General features: G+C 63.3%; 17 protein-coding genes and 1 pseudogene. 9 read left to right on the top strand and 9 right to left on the bottom strand.

What is annotated here, in order from left to right:
- The first annotated feature begins 5 nt into the window (after window positions 1–5).
- From PMI20_RS30405 to PMI20_RS30390, 4 genes are all read left to right on the top strand, one after another.
- The gene (locus PMI20_RS30405) at window positions 6–764 is read left to right on the top strand and encodes a substrate-binding periplasmic protein (RefSeq protein WP_007924110.1); all 759 of its coding nucleotides are present in this window, start codon (window positions 6–8) and stop codon (window positions 762–764) included.
- A 112-nt stretch (window positions 765–876) separates the two neighbouring features.
- Entirely contained in the window at window positions 877–1,494 is a 618-nt protein-coding gene (ribA, locus tag PMI20_RS30400) for a GTP cyclohydrolase II (protein ID WP_007924108.1), read from the top strand.
- A complete protein-coding gene (locus tag PMI20_RS30395; RefSeq protein WP_007924107.1) occupies window positions 1,491–1,910 on the top strand; it encodes a hypothetical protein in 420 nt (139 codons plus the stop codon). The genes ribA and PMI20_RS30395 overlap by 4 nt, the downstream gene beginning before the upstream one ends.
- A complete protein-coding gene (locus PMI20_RS30390; RefSeq protein WP_007924106.1) occupies window positions 1,910–2,704 on the top strand; it encodes a cobalamin-binding protein in 795 nt (264 codons plus the stop codon). Before PMI20_RS30395 ends, PMI20_RS30390 begins: the two co-directional genes overlap by 1 nt.
- Window positions 2,705–2,810: 106 nt before the next feature.
- On the opposite strand, the gene PMI20_RS30385 is transcribed toward PMI20_RS30390, so the two are convergent.
- The 4 genes from PMI20_RS30385 to PMI20_RS30370 form a co-directional block, all read right to left on the bottom strand.
- A complete protein-coding gene (locus PMI20_RS30385; RefSeq protein ID WP_007924105.1) occupies window positions 2,811–4,700 on the bottom strand; it encodes a TonB-dependent receptor domain-containing protein in 1,890 nt (629 codons plus the stop codon).
- A gap of 112 nt (window positions 4,701–4,812) precedes the next feature.
- The gene (gene dxs / locus PMI20_RS30380) at window positions 4,813–6,711 is read right to left on the bottom strand and encodes a 1-deoxy-D-xylulose-5-phosphate synthase (RefSeq protein ID WP_007924104.1); all 1,899 of its coding nucleotides are present in this window, start codon (window positions 6,709–6,711) and stop codon (window positions 4,813–4,815) included.
- Between the two features lie 111 nt (window positions 6,712–6,822).
- Complete coding sequence (gene ispA / locus PMI20_RS30375) at window positions 6,823–7,710, bottom strand: (2E,6E)-farnesyl diphosphate synthase (protein ID WP_007924103.1); 888 nt, start codon at window positions 7,708–7,710, stop codon at window positions 6,823–6,825.
- Complete coding sequence (locus tag PMI20_RS30370) at window positions 7,707–7,949, bottom strand: exodeoxyribonuclease VII small subunit (RefSeq protein ID WP_007924102.1); 243 nt, start codon at window positions 7,947–7,949, stop codon at window positions 7,707–7,709. Before PMI20_RS30370 ends, ispA begins: the two co-directional genes overlap by 4 nt.
- A 226-nt stretch (window positions 7,950–8,175) precedes the next feature.
- Here PMI20_RS30370 and nirK point away from each other — a divergent pair, with 226 nt between their 5' ends.
- The 3 genes from nirK to PMI20_RS30355 all read left to right on the top strand — a co-directional run bounded on the left by nirK (window position 8,176) and on the right by PMI20_RS30355 (window position 10,698).
- On the top strand, window positions 8,176–9,264 hold the full coding sequence (gene nirK / locus PMI20_RS30365; RefSeq protein ID WP_007924101.1) for a copper-containing nitrite reductase: 1,089 nt from the start codon (window positions 8,176–8,178) through the stop codon (window positions 9,262–9,264).
- A gap of 66 nt (window positions 9,265–9,330) precedes the next feature.
- Window positions 9,331–9,630: an ArsR/SmtB family transcription factor gene (locus PMI20_RS30360; protein ID WP_007924100.1), complete on the top strand. Its 300-nt coding sequence runs from the start codon at window positions 9,331–9,333 to the stop codon at window positions 9,628–9,630.
- A gap of 63 nt (window positions 9,631–9,693) precedes the next feature.
- A complete protein-coding gene (locus PMI20_RS30355; protein WP_007924099.1) occupies window positions 9,694–10,698 on the top strand; it encodes a zinc-dependent alcohol dehydrogenase family protein in 1,005 nt (334 codons plus the stop codon).
- 24 nt (window positions 10,699–10,722) lie between these two features.
- Here PMI20_RS30355 and PMI20_RS30350 read toward each other — a convergent pair whose 3' ends face one another.
- Window positions 10,723–11,172 carry a DUF3828 domain-containing protein gene (locus tag PMI20_RS30350; protein WP_007924098.1) on the bottom strand — a complete coding sequence of 150 codons (450 nt, stop codon included), beginning with the start codon at window positions 11,170–11,172 and terminating at the stop codon, window positions 10,723–10,725.
- Between the two features lie 171 nt (window positions 11,173–11,343).
- Here PMI20_RS30350 and PMI20_RS30345 point away from each other — a divergent pair, with 171 nt between their 5' ends.
- Together PMI20_RS30345 and PMI20_RS30340 are read left to right on the top strand one after the other, a co-directional pair.
- Window positions 11,344–11,643, top strand: coding sequence for a type II toxin-antitoxin system RelE/ParE family toxin (locus tag PMI20_RS30345; RefSeq protein WP_007924097.1), 300 nt, complete (start codon window positions 11,344–11,346; stop codon window positions 11,641–11,643).
- Entirely contained in the window at window positions 11,640–11,933 is a 294-nt protein-coding gene (locus PMI20_RS30340) for an addiction module antidote protein (RefSeq protein WP_007924096.1), read from the top strand. Before PMI20_RS30345 ends, PMI20_RS30340 begins: the two co-directional genes overlap by 4 nt.
- Before the next feature lie 112 nt (window positions 11,934–12,045).
- Here the strand turns inward: PMI20_RS30340 and PMI20_RS30335 are convergent.
- The 4 genes and pseudogenes from PMI20_RS30335 to PMI20_RS30320 form a co-directional block, all read right to left on the bottom strand.
- Window positions 12,046–12,392 (bottom strand): annotated as a pseudogene (locus PMI20_RS30335) (hypothetical protein).
- 807 nt (window positions 12,393–13,199) lie between these two features.
- Window positions 13,200–13,727, bottom strand: a complete 528-nt coding sequence (ppa, locus tag PMI20_RS30330; protein WP_003228599.1) for an inorganic diphosphatase — start codon at window positions 13,725–13,727, stop codon at window positions 13,200–13,202.
- 264 nt (window positions 13,728–13,991) lie between these two features.
- The gene (locus tag PMI20_RS30325; protein WP_007924094.1) at window positions 13,992–14,798 is read right to left on the bottom strand and encodes a M90 family metallopeptidase; all 807 of its coding nucleotides are present in this window, start codon (window positions 14,796–14,798) and stop codon (window positions 13,992–13,994) included.
- Window positions 14,799–14,803: 5 nt separating this feature from the next.
- Window positions 14,804–15,460 carry a DedA family protein gene (locus tag PMI20_RS30320; protein WP_007924093.1) on the bottom strand — a complete coding sequence of 219 codons (657 nt, stop codon included), beginning with the start codon at window positions 15,458–15,460 and terminating at the stop codon, window positions 14,804–14,806.
- Window positions 15,461–15,635 lie beyond the last annotated feature (175 nt).

The following is a 15,635-nucleotide window of genomic DNA, read 5'->3' as shown; positions in this document are numbered from 1 at the left end:
CAGCCATGCCGGCCGCTCGCGTTCTGCTGGTAACGCTCTGTGTCTTGACCGCCAGCCTGGTCCGGGCCGCCGAGCCGGCGGCGCTTCCCGGCGAAATCCGGGTGGCCAGCGAGGAGTGGGACAGCTACACCCAGGCCGATGGCCAGGGCATGGCCTGGGATATCCTGCGCGAGGTCTTCGAGACCCAGGGCGTGAAGCTCGACATGCGCAGCGTGCCGTACACCCGCTCGGTCGGGCTGGTGCAGCGGCGTGAAGTCGACGCCCTGGTCGGTTCCTATCGGGACGAAACCGATGGCGCCCTGTATCCGCGCTGGAATTACGACACCGACCATATCTACAGCCTGGGCCTGGCGACGAACCCGCCGCCGACCCTGGCCACGCTCGGCAACTATCGCCTGGTCTGGGTACGCGGCTATCGCTACCAGGACTACTTGCCCAATATTCAGCGTTTCAATGAGATCCGCCGGCGTGTCGGTATCTTGCCGATGCTCCAGCAAGGTCGCGCCGACTTCTATATCGATGCCCTGACCGAGGTCGATGTTGTCCTGTCCCAGGCCGGGGACCGCTCGCAGTTCCGGCGCAGCCATTTGGCCGAACTGCCACTGTTCCTGGGGTTTGCCAACAATGAACGTGGGCGGGTGCTGTGCGCGCTGTTCGATCGGCGGATGGCCGAGTTGGTGAAAAATGGCCGTTTGCGCCCGATTTTCCAGCGCTGGCAGCAGCCCTATCCGTTCGATACCGGGCGCCCGCCTGAAGACCGTTGATCTAACTTCTCGATCTTTATGTCCGATAATTCAGCCTAAGCGTCTGTCGGAAGCTGCTGTTACAATGCCGCCTCTGCGAATCTCCAGTCCCATACAGATCAGGAGCACAACGGTGCCCGTCGTTTTTGTTGCCGCTTCCAAGCTGCCTACCCCTTTTGCGCAATTCACCATGCACGGTTTTCTCGATGAAGCCACCGGCCGCGAGCACGTCGTGCTCAGCCTGGGTGATATTGCCGATGGTGCTCCGGTGCTCGGCCGGTTGCACTCCGAATGCCTGACCGGCGATGCCCTGTTCAGCCAGCGCTGCGACTGCGGTTCGCAACTGGAAGCCGCCCTGCAGGCGATCGCCCGCGAAGGCCGTGGCGTGCTCCTGTACCTGCGTCAGGAAGGCCGCGGCATTGGCCTGCTCAACAAGATCCGCGCCTATGAGTTGCAGGATGGCGGCGCCGACACCGTGGAAGCCAACGAGCGCCTGGGCTTTGCCGCCGACCAGCGTGACTACGCCATGTGCCTGCCGATGCTCGAGCACCTGGGGGTGAAATCCCTGCGGCTGATGACCAACAACCCGCGCAAGGTCAAGGCCCTGACCGAGATGGGCATAGTCGTTGCCGAGCGCGTGCCGCTGCATACCGGCCACAACCCGCACAACAAACTCTACCTGGCCACCAAGGCCAGCAAGCTCGACCACATGATGGGCAACGAGCACCAGGGCGAGGTAGACCGGGCGTGACCCGCGGTCAGGTCCGGCGGCGCCTGGCCGTCAGCTGGTGGCAATACCTGGCGCTGGCGCTGCTGCCGCTGTTCGTGATCAATCTGGTGTTTGGCCAGGGCGAGCCGTTGCTGCCGATCCTGGCGATGCCGTTTTTCATCGCTGGAGTGGCCTCGATGTTTGTCAGCCTGCGTTTTTTCGGCGGCTACAAACGGGCCCTGATCGCCACCCATAAAGCCCTCGATACCCCTGAAGAGCCAGCGGCCTGGATCGAGCTGGCGGCCCGTCGTCGCGCGGCGTTTCTGGCCGCGGCCCTGCCGGCCTGGGTCGGTGCCCTGGCGGTGTTCGTCGGCCTGGAAGCGGTGCCGCTGATCCTCCTGGCGCTGTCCACCGCGGTGCTGTTCTACCTCTACCGCATCCCGCGTCAGCTCGCTTGATGCACCGCTGGCTGGCAGTCCTGCTGCTGGCCCTCGCAGGCCCGGCGCTGGCCGTGGAGCGCGTGGTCAGCCTCGCGCCTTCGCTATCGGAAATCGTCGTCGAACTGGATTCCGCCGACCTGCTGGTCGGTGTGCTCGACGCCGGCGAGCGCCCCCCTCAATTGCACAACCTGCCGTCGGTGGGCCGTTATGGCCAGCTGGACATGGAGCGGCTGCTCAGCCTCAGGCCGGATCTGCTCCTGCTCTGGCCCGGCAGCGTCGGCCCGGCCCAGCGCGAGCAGCTCGCTCGCCTGGGTATCCCGACCCTGGTGGCCGAACCCCACAGCCTCGACCAGCTCACCACTCAAATTGCAACCATCGCCGCCCGACTAGGGCGCCCACAACGCGGCCTGGAGCGTGCCAGCGAGTTGCGGCAGCAACTGGCCGGCCTGCGTCAGCGTTATGCCCGCAGTGCGCCGATGGCGGTGTTTTATCAGGTCTGGGACCAGCCGCTGTACACCGTGGGCGGCGGGCAAATCATCAGTGATGCCTTGAGTGTGTGCGGCGCGCGCAATGTGTTTGCCGACTTGCCGCTGCCAGCGCCCCAGGTCAGCGTCGAGTCGGTGTTGCAGCGCAACCCTGAAGTGATTTTGGCCAGCACCCAGGCGCAACTTGACGCCTGGAAAGCCTGGCCGCAATTGAAGGCGGTGGCGCAAGGCAGGTTGTTGCTGATCAGCGATAAAGGCCTGGAGCGGCCGAGCGGGCAGATGATCGCTGCGACGGCCAAGCTCTGTGAGTTGCTTGATTCTGAGTAGCTGCGGCTAGCGCATCGCGGGCAAGCCTCGCTCCTACAGAAAAATGTGCAATCCCCGTGTAGGAGCGAGGCTTGCCCGCGATAGCGTTCTTACAGGACCGACCTGACTAAAGCTCCGGCGTCCAGGTCACCCCGAACATCCAGGCCCGGCCTTGCTCCCGATACCCGTACTGCGCGCCGTCATGGCTGTACAGCACCCGGCTGTAGGACTTGTCGAGCAGATTGTCGACCTTCAGTTCCAGCCGGACTTCGCGATTCAGCGCCCAGCTGCTGCGCAAGCCCAGCAGGGCATAGCCGCCGAGGCGTTGCTGATTGGCCAGGTCGTCATAGCTGCTGCTCACTGCTTGCCAGCTGGCGCCGAGGCCCAGGCGGTCGAACTGCCGATCCAGGTCCAGGCTCAAGGTGCGCCGGGCACGACGGGCCAGGGTGTGGCCGGTGTCGCGGTCGCGGGGATCGATGATCGCCAGCCCCAGATTGCTCTGCCAGCCGAACAACTCCTGCTGCAGCGTCGCCTCGAAGCCGTTGATGCGTGCCGAGGCGACGTTCTGCGGGCGCGAATTGCTGCCGAAGATAATCGCGTCTTCCAGGTCGGTGCGGTACAGCGAGGTCTCCAGGCGAGTGCTCTCGCTCAACTGGCTGCGCCATTGCAATTCGTAGCTTTTCGAGGTCTCGGGCTTGAGGTCAGGGTTGCTGAAGTCGGGGTAATACAGGTCGTTGAAGGTCGGGGCGCGAAAGCCTTCGCTGTAGGTCAGCAGGACATCGTTATCTGCATTCAACGGCAGGGTGAGGGTGCCGCTCCAGCTGTTCTGGCCGCCGAACTGCTGGTTCTGGTCGCGACGCAGGCCCAGTTCGGTGGAGAAACTGTCGGCCTTGAAGCGATGCTGGACAAAGGCCGCGCGGTTCCAGCGGCTGTCTTCGGCGAAGGCGGTACTGCTGTTGACCCGGTCTTGGTACCAGTCGCCGCCGACGATCAGGCTGTTGCGTTCGTCGAGGGTCAGGTCGTTCTGCCAGTTGACCGAGTCGCGGTAGGTGTTGAACACCGTGCGTTCGTCGCTGAGCTTGTCGAAGGTCTTCTCGCGGTTTTCGCTGTGGCCCAGCTCCAGGCGCGACTTCCAGACGTCGTTGATACGCCCGTCGACATAGCTGCTGAAGCTGCTGACCGCGAATTCGCTGTAGGGCTTCTGGGGGAGGCTCTCGAAGGCGCTGCCATTGAAATACGAACGCCCGAAGGGGTTGTCGAACTCGCTTTTACCGCGGTTATCCAGCAGGTTCAGACCGGCTTCCCAGTCGTCGTTGAAGGCGTGGCTCAGGCTCAGGCTGAGGGACTGGTTGCGGTAGGCGTCATTGTCGCGATCGCTGGCATAGGACTCATGGGTGCGATTGCTCCCGACCGTGTCGTCGAGGCTGGCGCCCAGGCTGAAGCGGGTCTGCTGGTCGCCGCCGGACAGGCCGATGCTGCGCTCCCAGGTCTGGTGGCTGCCGACCCCCAGGTGCAGGCGGGGTTGCAGGCCCTGCTCGGCGCTGCGCCGGGTGAAGATCTGGATCACCCCGCCGATGGCGTCGCTGCCGTAGATCACCGAGCGGGAGCCGCGCAGCACTTCCACCCGCTCGATCTGCTGGATATTCAGATGCTGCAGGTTGCTGTCGCCGGAGCTCGAGCTGCCGATGCGCTGGCCATCCACCAGTACCAGGGTCTGCGCCGACGAAGTGCCGCGGATATAGATCCCCGGCACGCTGCCCCGGCCGCCGCTCTGCGCCACTTGCACACCAGGCACCCGTTGCAGCAGGTCGGTGACGCTGGAGGGTTGCAGGCGGTCAATGTCGTCGCGGGTGAATACGGTGTTGGCGGCGCTGCTGTCGTTGCGTGCCTCTACCTGGCGGTTGGCGCTGATCAGCGTGTCGGGCAGCTTGAGGGCCTGTTCGCGGTCGAGAGTGTCGGCCAGCAGTTGGCCGGTGGGCAGCAGGACAAGGGGCAGGACGAGGAGGGCGGGTTTCATCGGCAATCCGTGGCGCTTGGCGAGCGAGGCGGGAGCGGGGGGATAACTCCTGTAGCCGCTGCCGAAGGCTGCGATCGGCCCCGAAGGGGCCGTCGCTTTTAAGGCTTACAGGTTACAGGCCGAGCCGTTGCAGGCGTGCCCGTACGGCGGCTTCGATACCGGCTTCGTCCAGGCCGCATTCGGCCAGCATCTGCGCCGGCTTGGCGTGTTCGACGTAGAGATCCGGCAGGCCCAGGTGCAGGATCGGCTTGAGGATCGCCTCGCGCGCCAGGAACTCGCCGACCGCGCCACCGGCGCCGCCCATGATGGCGTTCTCTTCGATAGTCACCAGCAGTTCGTGGCTGGCGGCGATTTCGCATACCAGGGCTTCATCCAGCGGCTTGACGAAACGCATGTCGACCACAGTGGCATCCAGCTTGTCGGCGACTTTCAGCGCCTCGGCCAGTTGCACGCCGAATACCAGCAGGGCGACCTTGCTGCCTTGGCGACGGACCACGCCCTTGCCGATCTCGATCGGCTGCAGGTCCTTTTCGATGGTGGCGTTCGGGCCGGTACCGCGTGGATAACGCACGGCGGCCGGGCCGTTGTACAGGTGGCCGGTGCTGAGCATCTTGCGCAGCTCGTTCTCGTCGCTTGGGGTCATCACCAGCATGCCGGGGATGCAACGCAGGAACGACAGGTCGAAGCTGCCGGCGTGGGTCGGGCCGTCTTCGCCCACCAGGCCGGCACGGTCGATGGCGAACAGCACGTCGAGGTTCTGCACCGCTACGTCATGCACCAGCTGGTCGTAGCCGCGCTGCAGGAAGGTCGAATAGATCGCCACCACCGGCTTGGCGCCTTCGCAGGCCATGCCGGCCGCCAGGGTCACGGCGTGCTGCTCGGCAATCGCCACGTCGAAGTAGCGCAGCGGGAAGCGCTCGCTGAAGGCCACCAGGTCCGAGCCTTCCTTCATCGCCGGGGTAATGCCCACCAGGCGCGGGTCGGCAGCGGCCATGTCGCACAGCCATTCGCCGAACACCCCGGAGTACTTCGGCCCACCGGCCTTTTTCGGCGCGGCGGCAGGGCTGTCCAGAGGGTCGAGCTTGGTGATGGCGTGGTAGCCGATCGGGTCGACTTCCGCCGGGGCGAAACCCTTGCCCTTCTTGGTCACCACGTGCAGGAACTGCGGGCCCTTGAGGTCGCGCATGTTGCGCAGGGTGGCGATCAGGGTCGGCAGGTCGTGGCCGTCGATCGGACCGATGTAGTTCCAGCCCAGCTCTTCGAACAGGGTGCCGGGAACCAGCATGCCTTTTGCGTATTCTTCGGTGCGGCGGGCGATTTCCCAGGCGCCGGGCAGGCGCGACAGCACCTTCTTGCTGCCTTCGCGCATGCTGGCGTAGGTGCGGCTGGAAAGAATTTTGGCCAGGTAATTGGACAGGCCGCCGACGTTGCGCGAGATCGACATGTCGTTGTCGTTGAGGATCACCAGCATGTTGGCGTCCACTTCCGGCGCGTGGTTCAGCGCCTCGAAGGCCATGCCCGCGGTCAGGGCGCCGTCGCCGATTACCGCGATGGCCTTGCGCTCGCTGTTCTGCAGGCGGGCGGCAATGGCCATGCCCAGCGCCGCGCTGATCGAGGTGCTGGAGTGGCCGACGCCAAAGGTGTCGTACTCGCTCTCGGAACGCCGCGGGAAGGCGGCCAGGCCGTCCTTCTGGCGCAGGCTGGCCATGCGCTCGCGACGACCGGTGAGGATCTTGTGCGGATAAGCCTGATGACCCACGTCCCACACCAGGCGGTCGTCCGGCGTGTCGAAGACGTAATGCAGCGCGATGGTCAGCTCGATGACGCCCAGGCCGGCACCGAAATGCCCACCGGTCTGGCCGACCGTATAGAGCAATTCCAGGCGCAACTCATCGGCCAGGGTTTCCAGCTCGGCTTCGCCTAACCGGCGCAGGCCGTCCGGCGTGTTGGCACGGTCGAGCAGGGGCGTGGTCGGGCGCTTGCGGGGAATCTCATGAAACGTCGTGGGCATCAGGCGAATCGTTATAGGTATAAAAGAGGCGGCAGTTTACCTTATGCATCGCAAGCTGCCCACGCAGAGCGCGGAACTTGGCCGATATGCGGTCTGCCGCGCCGGGGTCGATCAGCTGCGTCGTTCGACGATATAACGCGCCAGCTCCCGCAGGGGCTCGGCGTCCGCGTCAAAGGGTCGCAGTGCGTGCAGGGCCTGATCGCGCAGTTCCAGGGCATAGGCCTTGGCCGCTTCCAGGCCGAGCAGGGCCGGGTAGGTCGGTTTGTCCCGGGCGATGTCGGCACCCTGGCGTTTGCCGAGGGTCTCGGTATCGCTTTCCACGTCGAGAATATCGTCCTGCACCTGGAACGCCAGGCCGATGGCCTGGGCGTAGGTCTGTAGGGACTTGAGCTCGTCTTTTTCGGCCCGGCCGCTGGCCAGGGCGCCGAGCTTGACGCTGGCCTCGATCAGCGCGCCGGTCTTGTGCCGGTGCATGTATTCCAGGGCTTTCTGGTCGAGCTTGAGGCCCACCGAACCGAGGTCGATGGCCTGGCCACCGACCATGCCCGCCGGGCCCGCCGCCAGCGCCAGGGCGCTGACCATCCGCAGGCGGATCTCGGCGCTCGAATCGCTCAGGCGCGGGTCGAGCAGGGCGCTGAAGGCCAGGCTCTGCAACCCGTCGCCGGCGAGAATCGCGCAGGCTTCATCGAAGGCTTTGTGGGTAGTTGGCTGGCCGCGACGCAGGTCGTCGTCGTCCATCGCCGGTAGATCGTCGTGCACCAGGGAATAGGCGTGGATCAGCTCCACCGCGCAGGCCGCGCCGTTGGCCTGTTCTGGCCGTGCACCGAGGGCTTCGCAGGCGGCGTAGGCCAGCAGCGGACGCACGCGCTTGCCGCCGTTCATCACGCTGTAGCGCATGGCCTGGTAAAGACGGGCCAGCTCCGGGCTTGGCGCGTGGAACAGGGTTTCCAGTGCAGCATTGACCCGGGCCTGGCTGCTGGCCTGATAGGCCGCGATCATTCTGGTTGTTCCGCGTCGAAGGGTTCTTCGGCCAGCTCGCCATCGCGCTCCAGCAGGATCTGCACCTTCTGCTCGGCCTGGGCCAGGGCCGCCTGGCAATCGCGGGTCAGGCCGATGCCTTGCTCGAAGGCGGTCAACGAGTCTTCCAGCGACAGCTCGCCGTTCTCCAGACGCTCGACCAGCGTTTGCAGGTCGGCGAGGGATTGTTCGAAATCTAAGGCAGCTTTTTTGCGGGCCATGGCGGCTATCCCGGTTGACGTTAAACCGGCGCGACACTAGCAGACATGGGGTTTTGGGGCAAATGAGCGGCGGTTGCCGAACGGCTCGGCAGGGCGATTTTCTGCCCTGGGTCAGGGGCCGGTTGCGCGGGTCGACCTTCTGTCGCCATTTCTTGCTTTACGACAAGGAAAGTTGCGCGCACTTGCCTTGCAATGCCCCATCGTTGATTGGCAAGGAGAAGCTGCAATGAGTGTTTTTCGAAGTGTATTGGGGGCCTGGGTGCTGCTTGGCAGTTGTGCCAGCAGCCTGGTTCTGGCCGGTGGCGCAGAGGGTTTACAGCGGGTGCAGGTCGAGCTGGTTGCACCGCCGCTGGTTCATCCTCATGAGCAAGTGGTCAACGGGCCGCCCAAGGTGGTGCAGTTCCGCATGAGTATCGAAGAGAAAAAAATGGTCATCGACGACCAGGGCACCACGCTCCAGGCCATGACCTTCAACGGGTCCATGCCTGGCCCGACGCTGGTGGTGCATGAGGGTGACTATGTGGAGCTGACACTGGTCAATCCCGCGACCAACAGCATGCCCCATAACGTCGACTTTCATGCGGCCACCGGCGCCCTGGGCGGAGCGGGCCTGACCCAGGTGGTGCCGGGGCAGGAAGTGGTGCTGCGTTTCAAGGCTGATCGCAGCGGTACCTTTGTCTACCATTGCGCGCCGCAAGGCATGGTGCCGTGGCATGTGGTGTCGGGCATGAACGGCGCACTGATGGTGCTGCCCCGTGACGGTCTGCGCGATCCTCAGGGCAAGCCCCTGCATTACGACCGCGTCTACACCATAGGCGAATCCGACCTGTATATCCCCAAGGACAAGAACGGCCACTACAAGGACTACCCGGACCTGGCGTCCAGCTACCAGGACACCCGTGCGGTCATGCGCACCCTGACTCCGAGCCACGTGGTGTTCAACGGCCGTGTCGGCGCCCTGACCGGTGCCAACGCGCTGACCTCCAAGGTCGGTGAAAGCGTGCTGTTCCTCCATTCCCAAGCCAACCGCGACAGCCGTCCGCACCTGATTGGCGGCCATGGCGACTGGGTCTGGACCACCGGCAAATTCGCCAACCCGCCGCAACGCAACATGGAAACCTGGTTTATCCCCGGCGGCTCCGCGGTCGCGGCGCTGTACACCTTCAAGCAGCCGGGTACCTACGTGTACCTCAGCCACAACCTGATCGAGGCCATGGAACTGGGGGCCCTGGCCCAGATCAAGGTGGAAGGGCAGTGGGACGATGACCTGATGACCCAGGTGAAAGCGCCGGGGCCGATCGTCGAGAGCAAGTAATAGGTGGACGGGCGGGGATATTGCTCGGATCTTGAACATTTCGTAAAAGTCCGTAATATCCTCGCCATGCTCATCGACCAAATCAAAGCCCTGGCCAGCGACATCCGTATGCAGATGCTCGAATGGCTGAAGGACCCGGAAGGCAACTTCCCGCCCCAGGGGCATGACGCGCCGAAAGAAATCGGCATCTGCATGACTCACCTGCAGCACAAGGCCGCGCTTTCGGCGTCCAGCACGTCCAGCCATCTGGCGATCCTGCAGCAGGCCGGGCTGGTCGAGGCCACGCGTATCGGCAAATGGACTTACTTTCGCCGTAACGAAGCGGCCATTGCTGCTTTTGCCGAGCAACTGAAGCGCGAACTCTGAGTTTTTTTACTTGAACATTTCGTTATTTTTCGAAATGAAAAGGCAACCCAGGAGGATCTGTTCATGAAAGCAATCTACGTACAACCCGGTGGTGGCTACGATAAAGTAGTGGTCGGCGAGGCTCCGGCCGCGGCGCCACAAGCGGGCGAAATCACCGTGCGCCTGCGCGCCAGCTCCCTCAACTACCACGACTTCGCGGTGGTCAGCGGCATGTGGGGGCCGACTGAGTCGCGGATCCCGATGGCCGATGGCGCCGGTGAAGTGGTAGCGGTGGGCGAGGGTGTCAGTGAATTCGCCATCGGCGACTCGGTGGTCAGCACCTTCTTCCCCGAATGGCTGGACGGCCGGCCCAATGTCATAGGTTTTGCCACGGTGCCGGGTGATGGCCTGGATGGTTACGCCCGGGAAGTCGTCACCGCCCGCGCCACCGCCTTCACCCGTGCGCCCAGGGGCTGGAGCCACGCCGAAGCAGCGACCCTTACTACCGCCGGCCTTACCGCCTGGCGCGCGCTGGTGGACGACGGCCGCGTAACTGCCGGCGATACCGTGCTGGTGCAAGGCACCGGCGGCGTGTCGATCTTCGCCCTGCAATTCGCCAAGATGCTCGGCGCTACCGTGATCGCCACTTCGTCCAGCGATGCCAAGCTGGAACGGCTGAAAGCCCTCGGCGCCGATCACCTGATCAACTACCGCCAGGACCCGACCTGGGGCGAGACCGTACAGAAGCTCACCGCCGGCCGTGGCGTCGACCATGTGATCGAAGTCGGCGGCCCCTCCACCCTGGAGCAGTCGATGATCGCCGCGCGGGCCGGTGGCCATATCTCGGTGATCGGCATCCTGACCGGGGTTGCCGGCGAGTTCCCGATCGTCACCGCGCTGGTCAAGCAACTGCGTCTGCAAGGCGTGCTGGTGGGTAGCCGCCGGCAGCAGCAGGACATGGTCCGCGCGATCGACGCCAACGGCATGCATCCGATCCTCGACAAGCACTTCGCCCTGGACGCGATGGTCGATGCCTTCCGCTACCAGGAAAGCAACCAGCACTTCGGCAAGATCATTCTCGATATCTGATCCTGCCTGGCCGGCTACCGCGGATCACTCACTCTGATCCGTGGTGGCCAGCACCTCGTTGATCTTCCAGCAGCCTTTGTCCTTGACCAGCAGCAGGTCGACGATCTGCGTGGTGTCCGGCGTGTTGCCCAGGGTCACCGACTCACGCGCCGAGGTGCCTTGCACCTGCGGTTCGCTGACCTTGATCTGGGTCAGCCACTCATCCATGTAGTCCTGGGTCTTGAGAAAGTAGTCCTCTTCCAGACCCTCGGGGCTGCTCATCTGCTTCTTGATCCGTTCGATCAGCGTTTGCGTGACGTACTGCTGCAGGTGCGGCAGGTCATCGGTGATCGGGTCTTTTTCGTTGCTGAAACTCTGCAGGTACCAGTTGTAGAAGGCCTCGGCCACTGGCTTGGGCGAGCTGGCGCAGTCGGCGAGCGCGAGGGGTTGATGGAAAGCCGCGGCGAGGAGCAGCAGGGGGAACAGCTTTCTCATGGGGACGTCCTTACAGGAGTTAAGACATTGAACCGTTGAGACATCAGATTTATGACCGAGTGCTCGATTTCAACACGCTGTGGGCCGGATCGCTATCGGCCTGTGCGCTGGCAGCGCTTTGCAATACAAATACGCTTTCAAATACTGTAGTCTTGAAACTACAGTTGCGGGATGATCGAGATCAAACAGACCGCGACCTTTATGGAGTGGGAAAACAGGCTCAAGGATTCCAGAGCCAGGGCGTTGATTGCTGCGCGGATTTTTCGCCTGGCCAACGGTCTTGCCGGGGACGTGTCCCCGGTGGGCGAAGGCGTCAGTGAGTTGCGCATCCATTACGGGCCGGGCTACCGGGTTTACTTCCAGCAGCGCGGCTTGCAACTCGTCATCCTGTTGTGCGGCGGCGACAAGAGTCGCCAGAGCCGCGATATCGAACTGGCCAAATACCTGGCCCGTCGTTGGAGTCGATCATGAACGAACCGCTATTCGACTATGACCCCGCCACGGCCTTGCGCGACCCGCAAGCCATCGCCCTGTTCATGGCGGACGCCTTCGAAACCGGCGATGCCGGCTATATCGCCAAAGCCCTGGGTGTGGTGGCGCGGGCCAAGGGCATGACTGAGCTGGCCCATGAAACCGGGCTGTCCCGCGAGCAGCTGTATCGCTCGTTCAGCGACAAGGGCAACCCGACCCTGAAGACCCTGCTGGCGGTGATGCGTGCACTGGGGTTGGACATGACGGCGCGGGTGCATGGGGCGTCTTGATGGCTGGGCCGAGCCGCCAATGTCGGGGGGGCGGTCCTGCCTAACACGCCTGGCGGGAATTCATGGAGCACGGGGCGAATGAGCTTCGCCCCGTTCCAGCGTTCGCCGATTTTTAACGCCCCGCGCCAGCCTCGGCCGGCCGGTTAGTGTCGAGCAACGCGCTCACTACGGCATTGGCCATCTCCACAGAGTGGATCATCGACCAGATCAGCCCGCGCTCCACACCGCTGGCGCGTTCGCTGATCTCGTCGCTGACCTGTACCGCGCAATCCAGTAGCAGCGACACATGCACCAAGGCCTCTTCGGCGCTGACGCCGGGGCGGTGGCTTTCAGGTTGCCGAGGATTGAGGTTTCAGCTGTATTCGCGGCCAGGGCCAGGCGGATGCGCTGGGTGGCGAGATCGTGTTCGGGGGTTCTGAATTGCCCGGGCAGGGGCGGATCGGGAACAAGCTTTTTCATGGTGCATCTCCAACGTGAGTGGAGCTGCCAGATGTCGCTGCTAAACGATGGGGTGGCAGCTGTACGCAGGTTAGCAGGCCGGTCACATTGGAAAACCGACGCATCCGAAGATGCCCTGCGCACAGCCACCATGACAGGCAGAATAAAAAATCTACCGACCGGTGACATCGATGCGCCCGATGTGATGTTTCGAGCTGCTAAACCCGATCACTGAATAAGCAGTGACAGGCCGAGCCTAGACAGCAGGTTTCACAGGCGCAAGCGGGTGGGAGTTTCTAGGAAAAGTCGCTCAATAGAAAGCGAAGAACCTTACTTTTGCCGGGGCAGAAACGGGGGCCGATGACCTGTCCGGTCCCATCGGGTTACGCATTGAACAGGGTTTTCCAGGCATTAAAAAGCCGGCTTGTGGCCGGCTTCTCGGGGACTGGCTTGGTTCATTTTTGGTAAACCGCACCAGCCTGCAAAACGTACACCCAGCTCTTGCGGCTGGCTGTGGGACTTGGCGAGAAAATCATCTGCCGCGTCGGGCGGATCTGACCGGTTGAACAGGTCGATGCGCAAAGGTGGGGCGCAGCATACTGATATTCGAAGAGAATTCCCAGCGCAAAGCGTTAGCCGGAGCCTGTGACGAGGGTGAAAAGCAGAGGCGTTTTGTATCGGAGGGTGTGATTGGCGGGGGATGGAGTGTTGTTCTGGGGAGATCGCGGGCAAGCCTCGCTCCTACGGGGAGGGCATTCGACAGGCATAAAAAAGCCCCGGGTCAGCAGGGCTTTTTCTTGAAGCTTGGCGCTGGAAGCTTGCAGCTGCTTAGCCTTTGTAGGCGGCAACCGACTTCGTGATCGCGGCGCGGGCGGCGTCGGCGCCGTCCCAGCCTTCGATCTTCACCCATTTGCCTTTTTCGAGATCTTTGTAGTTCGCGAAGAAGTGCTCGATCTGCTGAATCAGCAGTGGCGGCAGGTCGGTGTACTCCTTCACGTCGACATACAGCTGGGACAGCTTGTCGTGTGGTACAGCGATGACTTTGGCATCGCCGCCGCCGTCGTCGGTCATGTTCAGGATGCCGACCGGACGGGCGCGGATGACCGAGCCTGGAGCCACCGGGTAAGGGGTCACGACCAGCACGTCGAGGGGGTCGCCGTCGTCGGCCAGGGTGTTCGGGATGTAGCCGTAGTTGGCCGGGTAGAACATCGGGGTGGCCATGAAACGGTCAACGAACAGGCAATCGCTGTCTTTGTCGATTTCGTATTTGATCGGCGCGTGGTTGGCCGGAATCTCGATTGCGACGTAGATGTCGTTCGGCAGGTCTTTGCCAGCCGGAATCTTGCTGTAGCTCATTGGGCGATGCCCCCGTTAGTTGACCAAAATGTCTTGGCCGGATTGACCAAAAAGTGGCGGCGATTATAGGCATATTCCAAGGGCTATGCCACGTACCGAAGGACGTATGGACGCCTTGGGCCAAACGCCGCGAACCCTGTGCAGGAGCCGTCGGTCGACGCTCGATTGCTTGCGAAAAGAAGAGTCGCCGCAGCCTGTTTAGTTCAGAGACACCCGTCAGGATCAGCGATTATTTCGCCAGCGGGCGCGTTCCGGCAGGACGCCTCAGTGTTGCTGGTAGTTCGGGTCGCTGGCCTGCAATTGCTGGAGCCGGGCCAGGGGATTCTGCCGGTAAAACAGCTGCAGTTGCTGGTAGACCTTCGGATAGGCCTCGTGCAGCAGATCCGGGGCGCTGAAGAAGTATTCGCTGGTGACGGCGAAGAATTCCGCGGGGTTTTCCGCGGCGTAAGGGTCGATGGCGGTTTCGGCGTCCGGGTTGTGGTCGAGCTGGCGGTTGAGGTCGTCGTAGGCCGCCTGCATCACCTGCGCCCAGTCGCTGATGCGCATGTCGCTGTGCAGCGGCGGCAGGCCGTTGGCGTCGCCGTTGAGCATGTCCAGCTTGTGCGCCAGCTCGTGGATCACCAGGTTGTAGGCTTCCCAGCCGCCGCTGGCGAGCACGCCGGGCCAGGCCAGGATGATCGGGCCCTGTTGCCAGGCTTCGCCGCTGTGTTCGCCGTCCCATTCATGTTCGACGCCACTGGCATCGCGATGGCGCTGGGGGCTGAGGAAGTCGTCGGGGTAGAGGACGATTTCGTGGAAGCCCTGGTACCAGTTCAAATCCCCCAGGTGCAATAGCGGCAACTGGGCCTGGGCGGCCAGCAGCAGGCGTTCGAACTGGTGCAACTCGACCCCGGGCAGGGCGCTCAGGTGCTTGTCGTCGAGAAACAGGACGCTGGTTTCCCGCAACCACTGATCCTCGGCATCGCTCAGGCCGTCGAGAAAGGGCAGGTGCTGGCGCACCCGTTGCCACATTTCATCGGCAACCGGGTGCTTGGCCAGCCGGCGGCGGCGCCAGGCACTGAGGGGCCACATAGCGATTAGTGGCTTTCAGCCTTTGCCGCCGAGCGGCCCAGGCGGCTGCGCACCACGCCGATGATCATCGGCACCAGCGACAGCAGGATGATGCCCACCACCAGCAGCGACAGGTTTTTCTTGATGAATGGCACGTTGCCGAAGAAGTAGCCCAGGGTCACCAGGCCGCCGACCCACAGGATGGTGCCGGCCACGCTGAAGGCGAAGAAGCGCGGATACGGCATCTTGGCCACGCCGGCGACGAAGGGGGCGAAGGTACGGATGATCGGCAGGAAACGCGCCAGGGTCACGGTTTTGCCGCCGTGCCGGTCGTAGAAGTCGTGGGTTTTTTGCAGGTAGTCGCGGCGGAAGATCTTCGAGTTCGGGTTGCTGAACAGTCGTTCGCCCACCGTTCGCCCGATGATGTAGTTGGTGCTGTCGCCGAGGATCGCCGCCAGCATCAGCAGGCCGCCGAGCAGCACCGGGTCCATGGCGCCACCGGCGGCGACCGCGCCGGCGATGAACAGCAGGGAGTCGCCAGGCAGGAACGGCGTCACCACCAGGCCGGTCTCGCAGAAAATCACCAGGAACAGGATGGCGTAGATCCATGGCCCGTAGTTGGTCACCAACATGTCGAGGTAAACGTCGAGATGGAGGATGAGGTCGATCGGGTTGAAATCCATTGGGGCACCTGTGGTGACGGCCTGACTCTGCGGGCCTGTGCGATGACTGGGGCAAAAAACTTACAGCTGGCGCAGATTCATCTTACGCCCCGAAAAGGTCGGCATTATAAGACCTGATAGGTGAAATGGGCGTTGAGTTTGTAGCGAGGGATGTCTTGACGGCGCTGGCTGGCCA

The organism is Pseudomonas sp. GM17, from assembly GCF_000282175.2.
GTDB lineage: Bacteria > Pseudomonadota > Gammaproteobacteria > Pseudomonadales > Pseudomonadaceae > Aquipseudomonas > Aquipseudomonas chlororaphis.
This window is presented reverse-complemented; position numbering and strand designations above follow the sequence as displayed.

Bases quoted from the DNA above. Each gene is read 5' to 3' on its own strand.
- PMI20_RS30405 (WP_007924110.1), top strand. From the start codon at position 6: ATGCCGGCCGCTCGCGTTCTGCTGGTAACGCTCTGTGTCTTGACCGCC.
- PMI20_RS30390 (WP_007924106.1), top strand. From the start codon at position 1,910: ATGCACCGCTGGCTGGCAGTCCTGCTGCTGGCCCTCGCAGGCCCGGCG.
- PMI20_RS30385 (WP_007924105.1), bottom strand. From the start codon at position 4,700: ATGAAACCCGCCCTCCTCGTCCTGCCCCTTGTCCTGCTGCCCACCGGC.
- dxs (WP_007924104.1), bottom strand. From the start codon at position 6,711: ATGCCCACGACGTTTCATGAGATTCCCCGCAAGCGCCCGACCACGCCC.
- ispA (WP_007924103.1), bottom strand. From the start codon at position 7,710: ATGATCGCGGCCTATCAGGCCAGCAGCCAGGCCCGGGTCAATGCTGCA.
- PMI20_RS30370 (WP_007924102.1), bottom strand. From the start codon at position 7,949: ATGGCCCGCAAAAAAGCTGCCTTAGATTTCGAACAATCCCTCGCCGAC.
- nirK (WP_007924101.1), top strand. From the start codon at position 8,176: ATGAGTGTTTTTCGAAGTGTATTGGGGGCCTGGGTGCTGCTTGGCAGT.
- PMI20_RS30360 (WP_007924100.1), top strand. From the start codon at position 9,331: ATGCTCATCGACCAAATCAAAGCCCTGGCCAGCGACATCCGTATGCAG.
- PMI20_RS30355 (WP_007924099.1), top strand. From the start codon at position 9,694: ATGAAAGCAATCTACGTACAACCCGGTGGTGGCTACGATAAAGTAGTG.
- PMI20_RS30350 (WP_007924098.1), bottom strand. From the start codon at position 11,172: ATGAGAAAGCTGTTCCCCCTGCTGCTCCTCGCCGCGGCTTTCCATCAA.
- PMI20_RS30345 (WP_007924097.1), top strand. From the start codon at position 11,344: ATGATCGAGATCAAACAGACCGCGACCTTTATGGAGTGGGAAAACAGG.
- PMI20_RS30340 (WP_007924096.1), top strand. From the start codon at position 11,640: ATGAACGAACCGCTATTCGACTATGACCCCGCCACGGCCTTGCGCGAC.
- ppa (WP_003228599.1), bottom strand. From the start codon at position 13,727: ATGAGCTACAGCAAGATTCCGGCTGGCAAAGACCTGCCGAACGACATC.
- PMI20_RS30325 (WP_007924094.1), bottom strand. From the start codon at position 14,798: ATGTGGCCCCTCAGTGCCTGGCGCCGCCGCCGGCTGGCCAAGCACCCG.
- PMI20_RS30320 (WP_007924093.1), bottom strand. From the start codon at position 15,460: ATGGATTTCAACCCGATCGACCTCATCCTCCATCTCGACGTTTACCTC.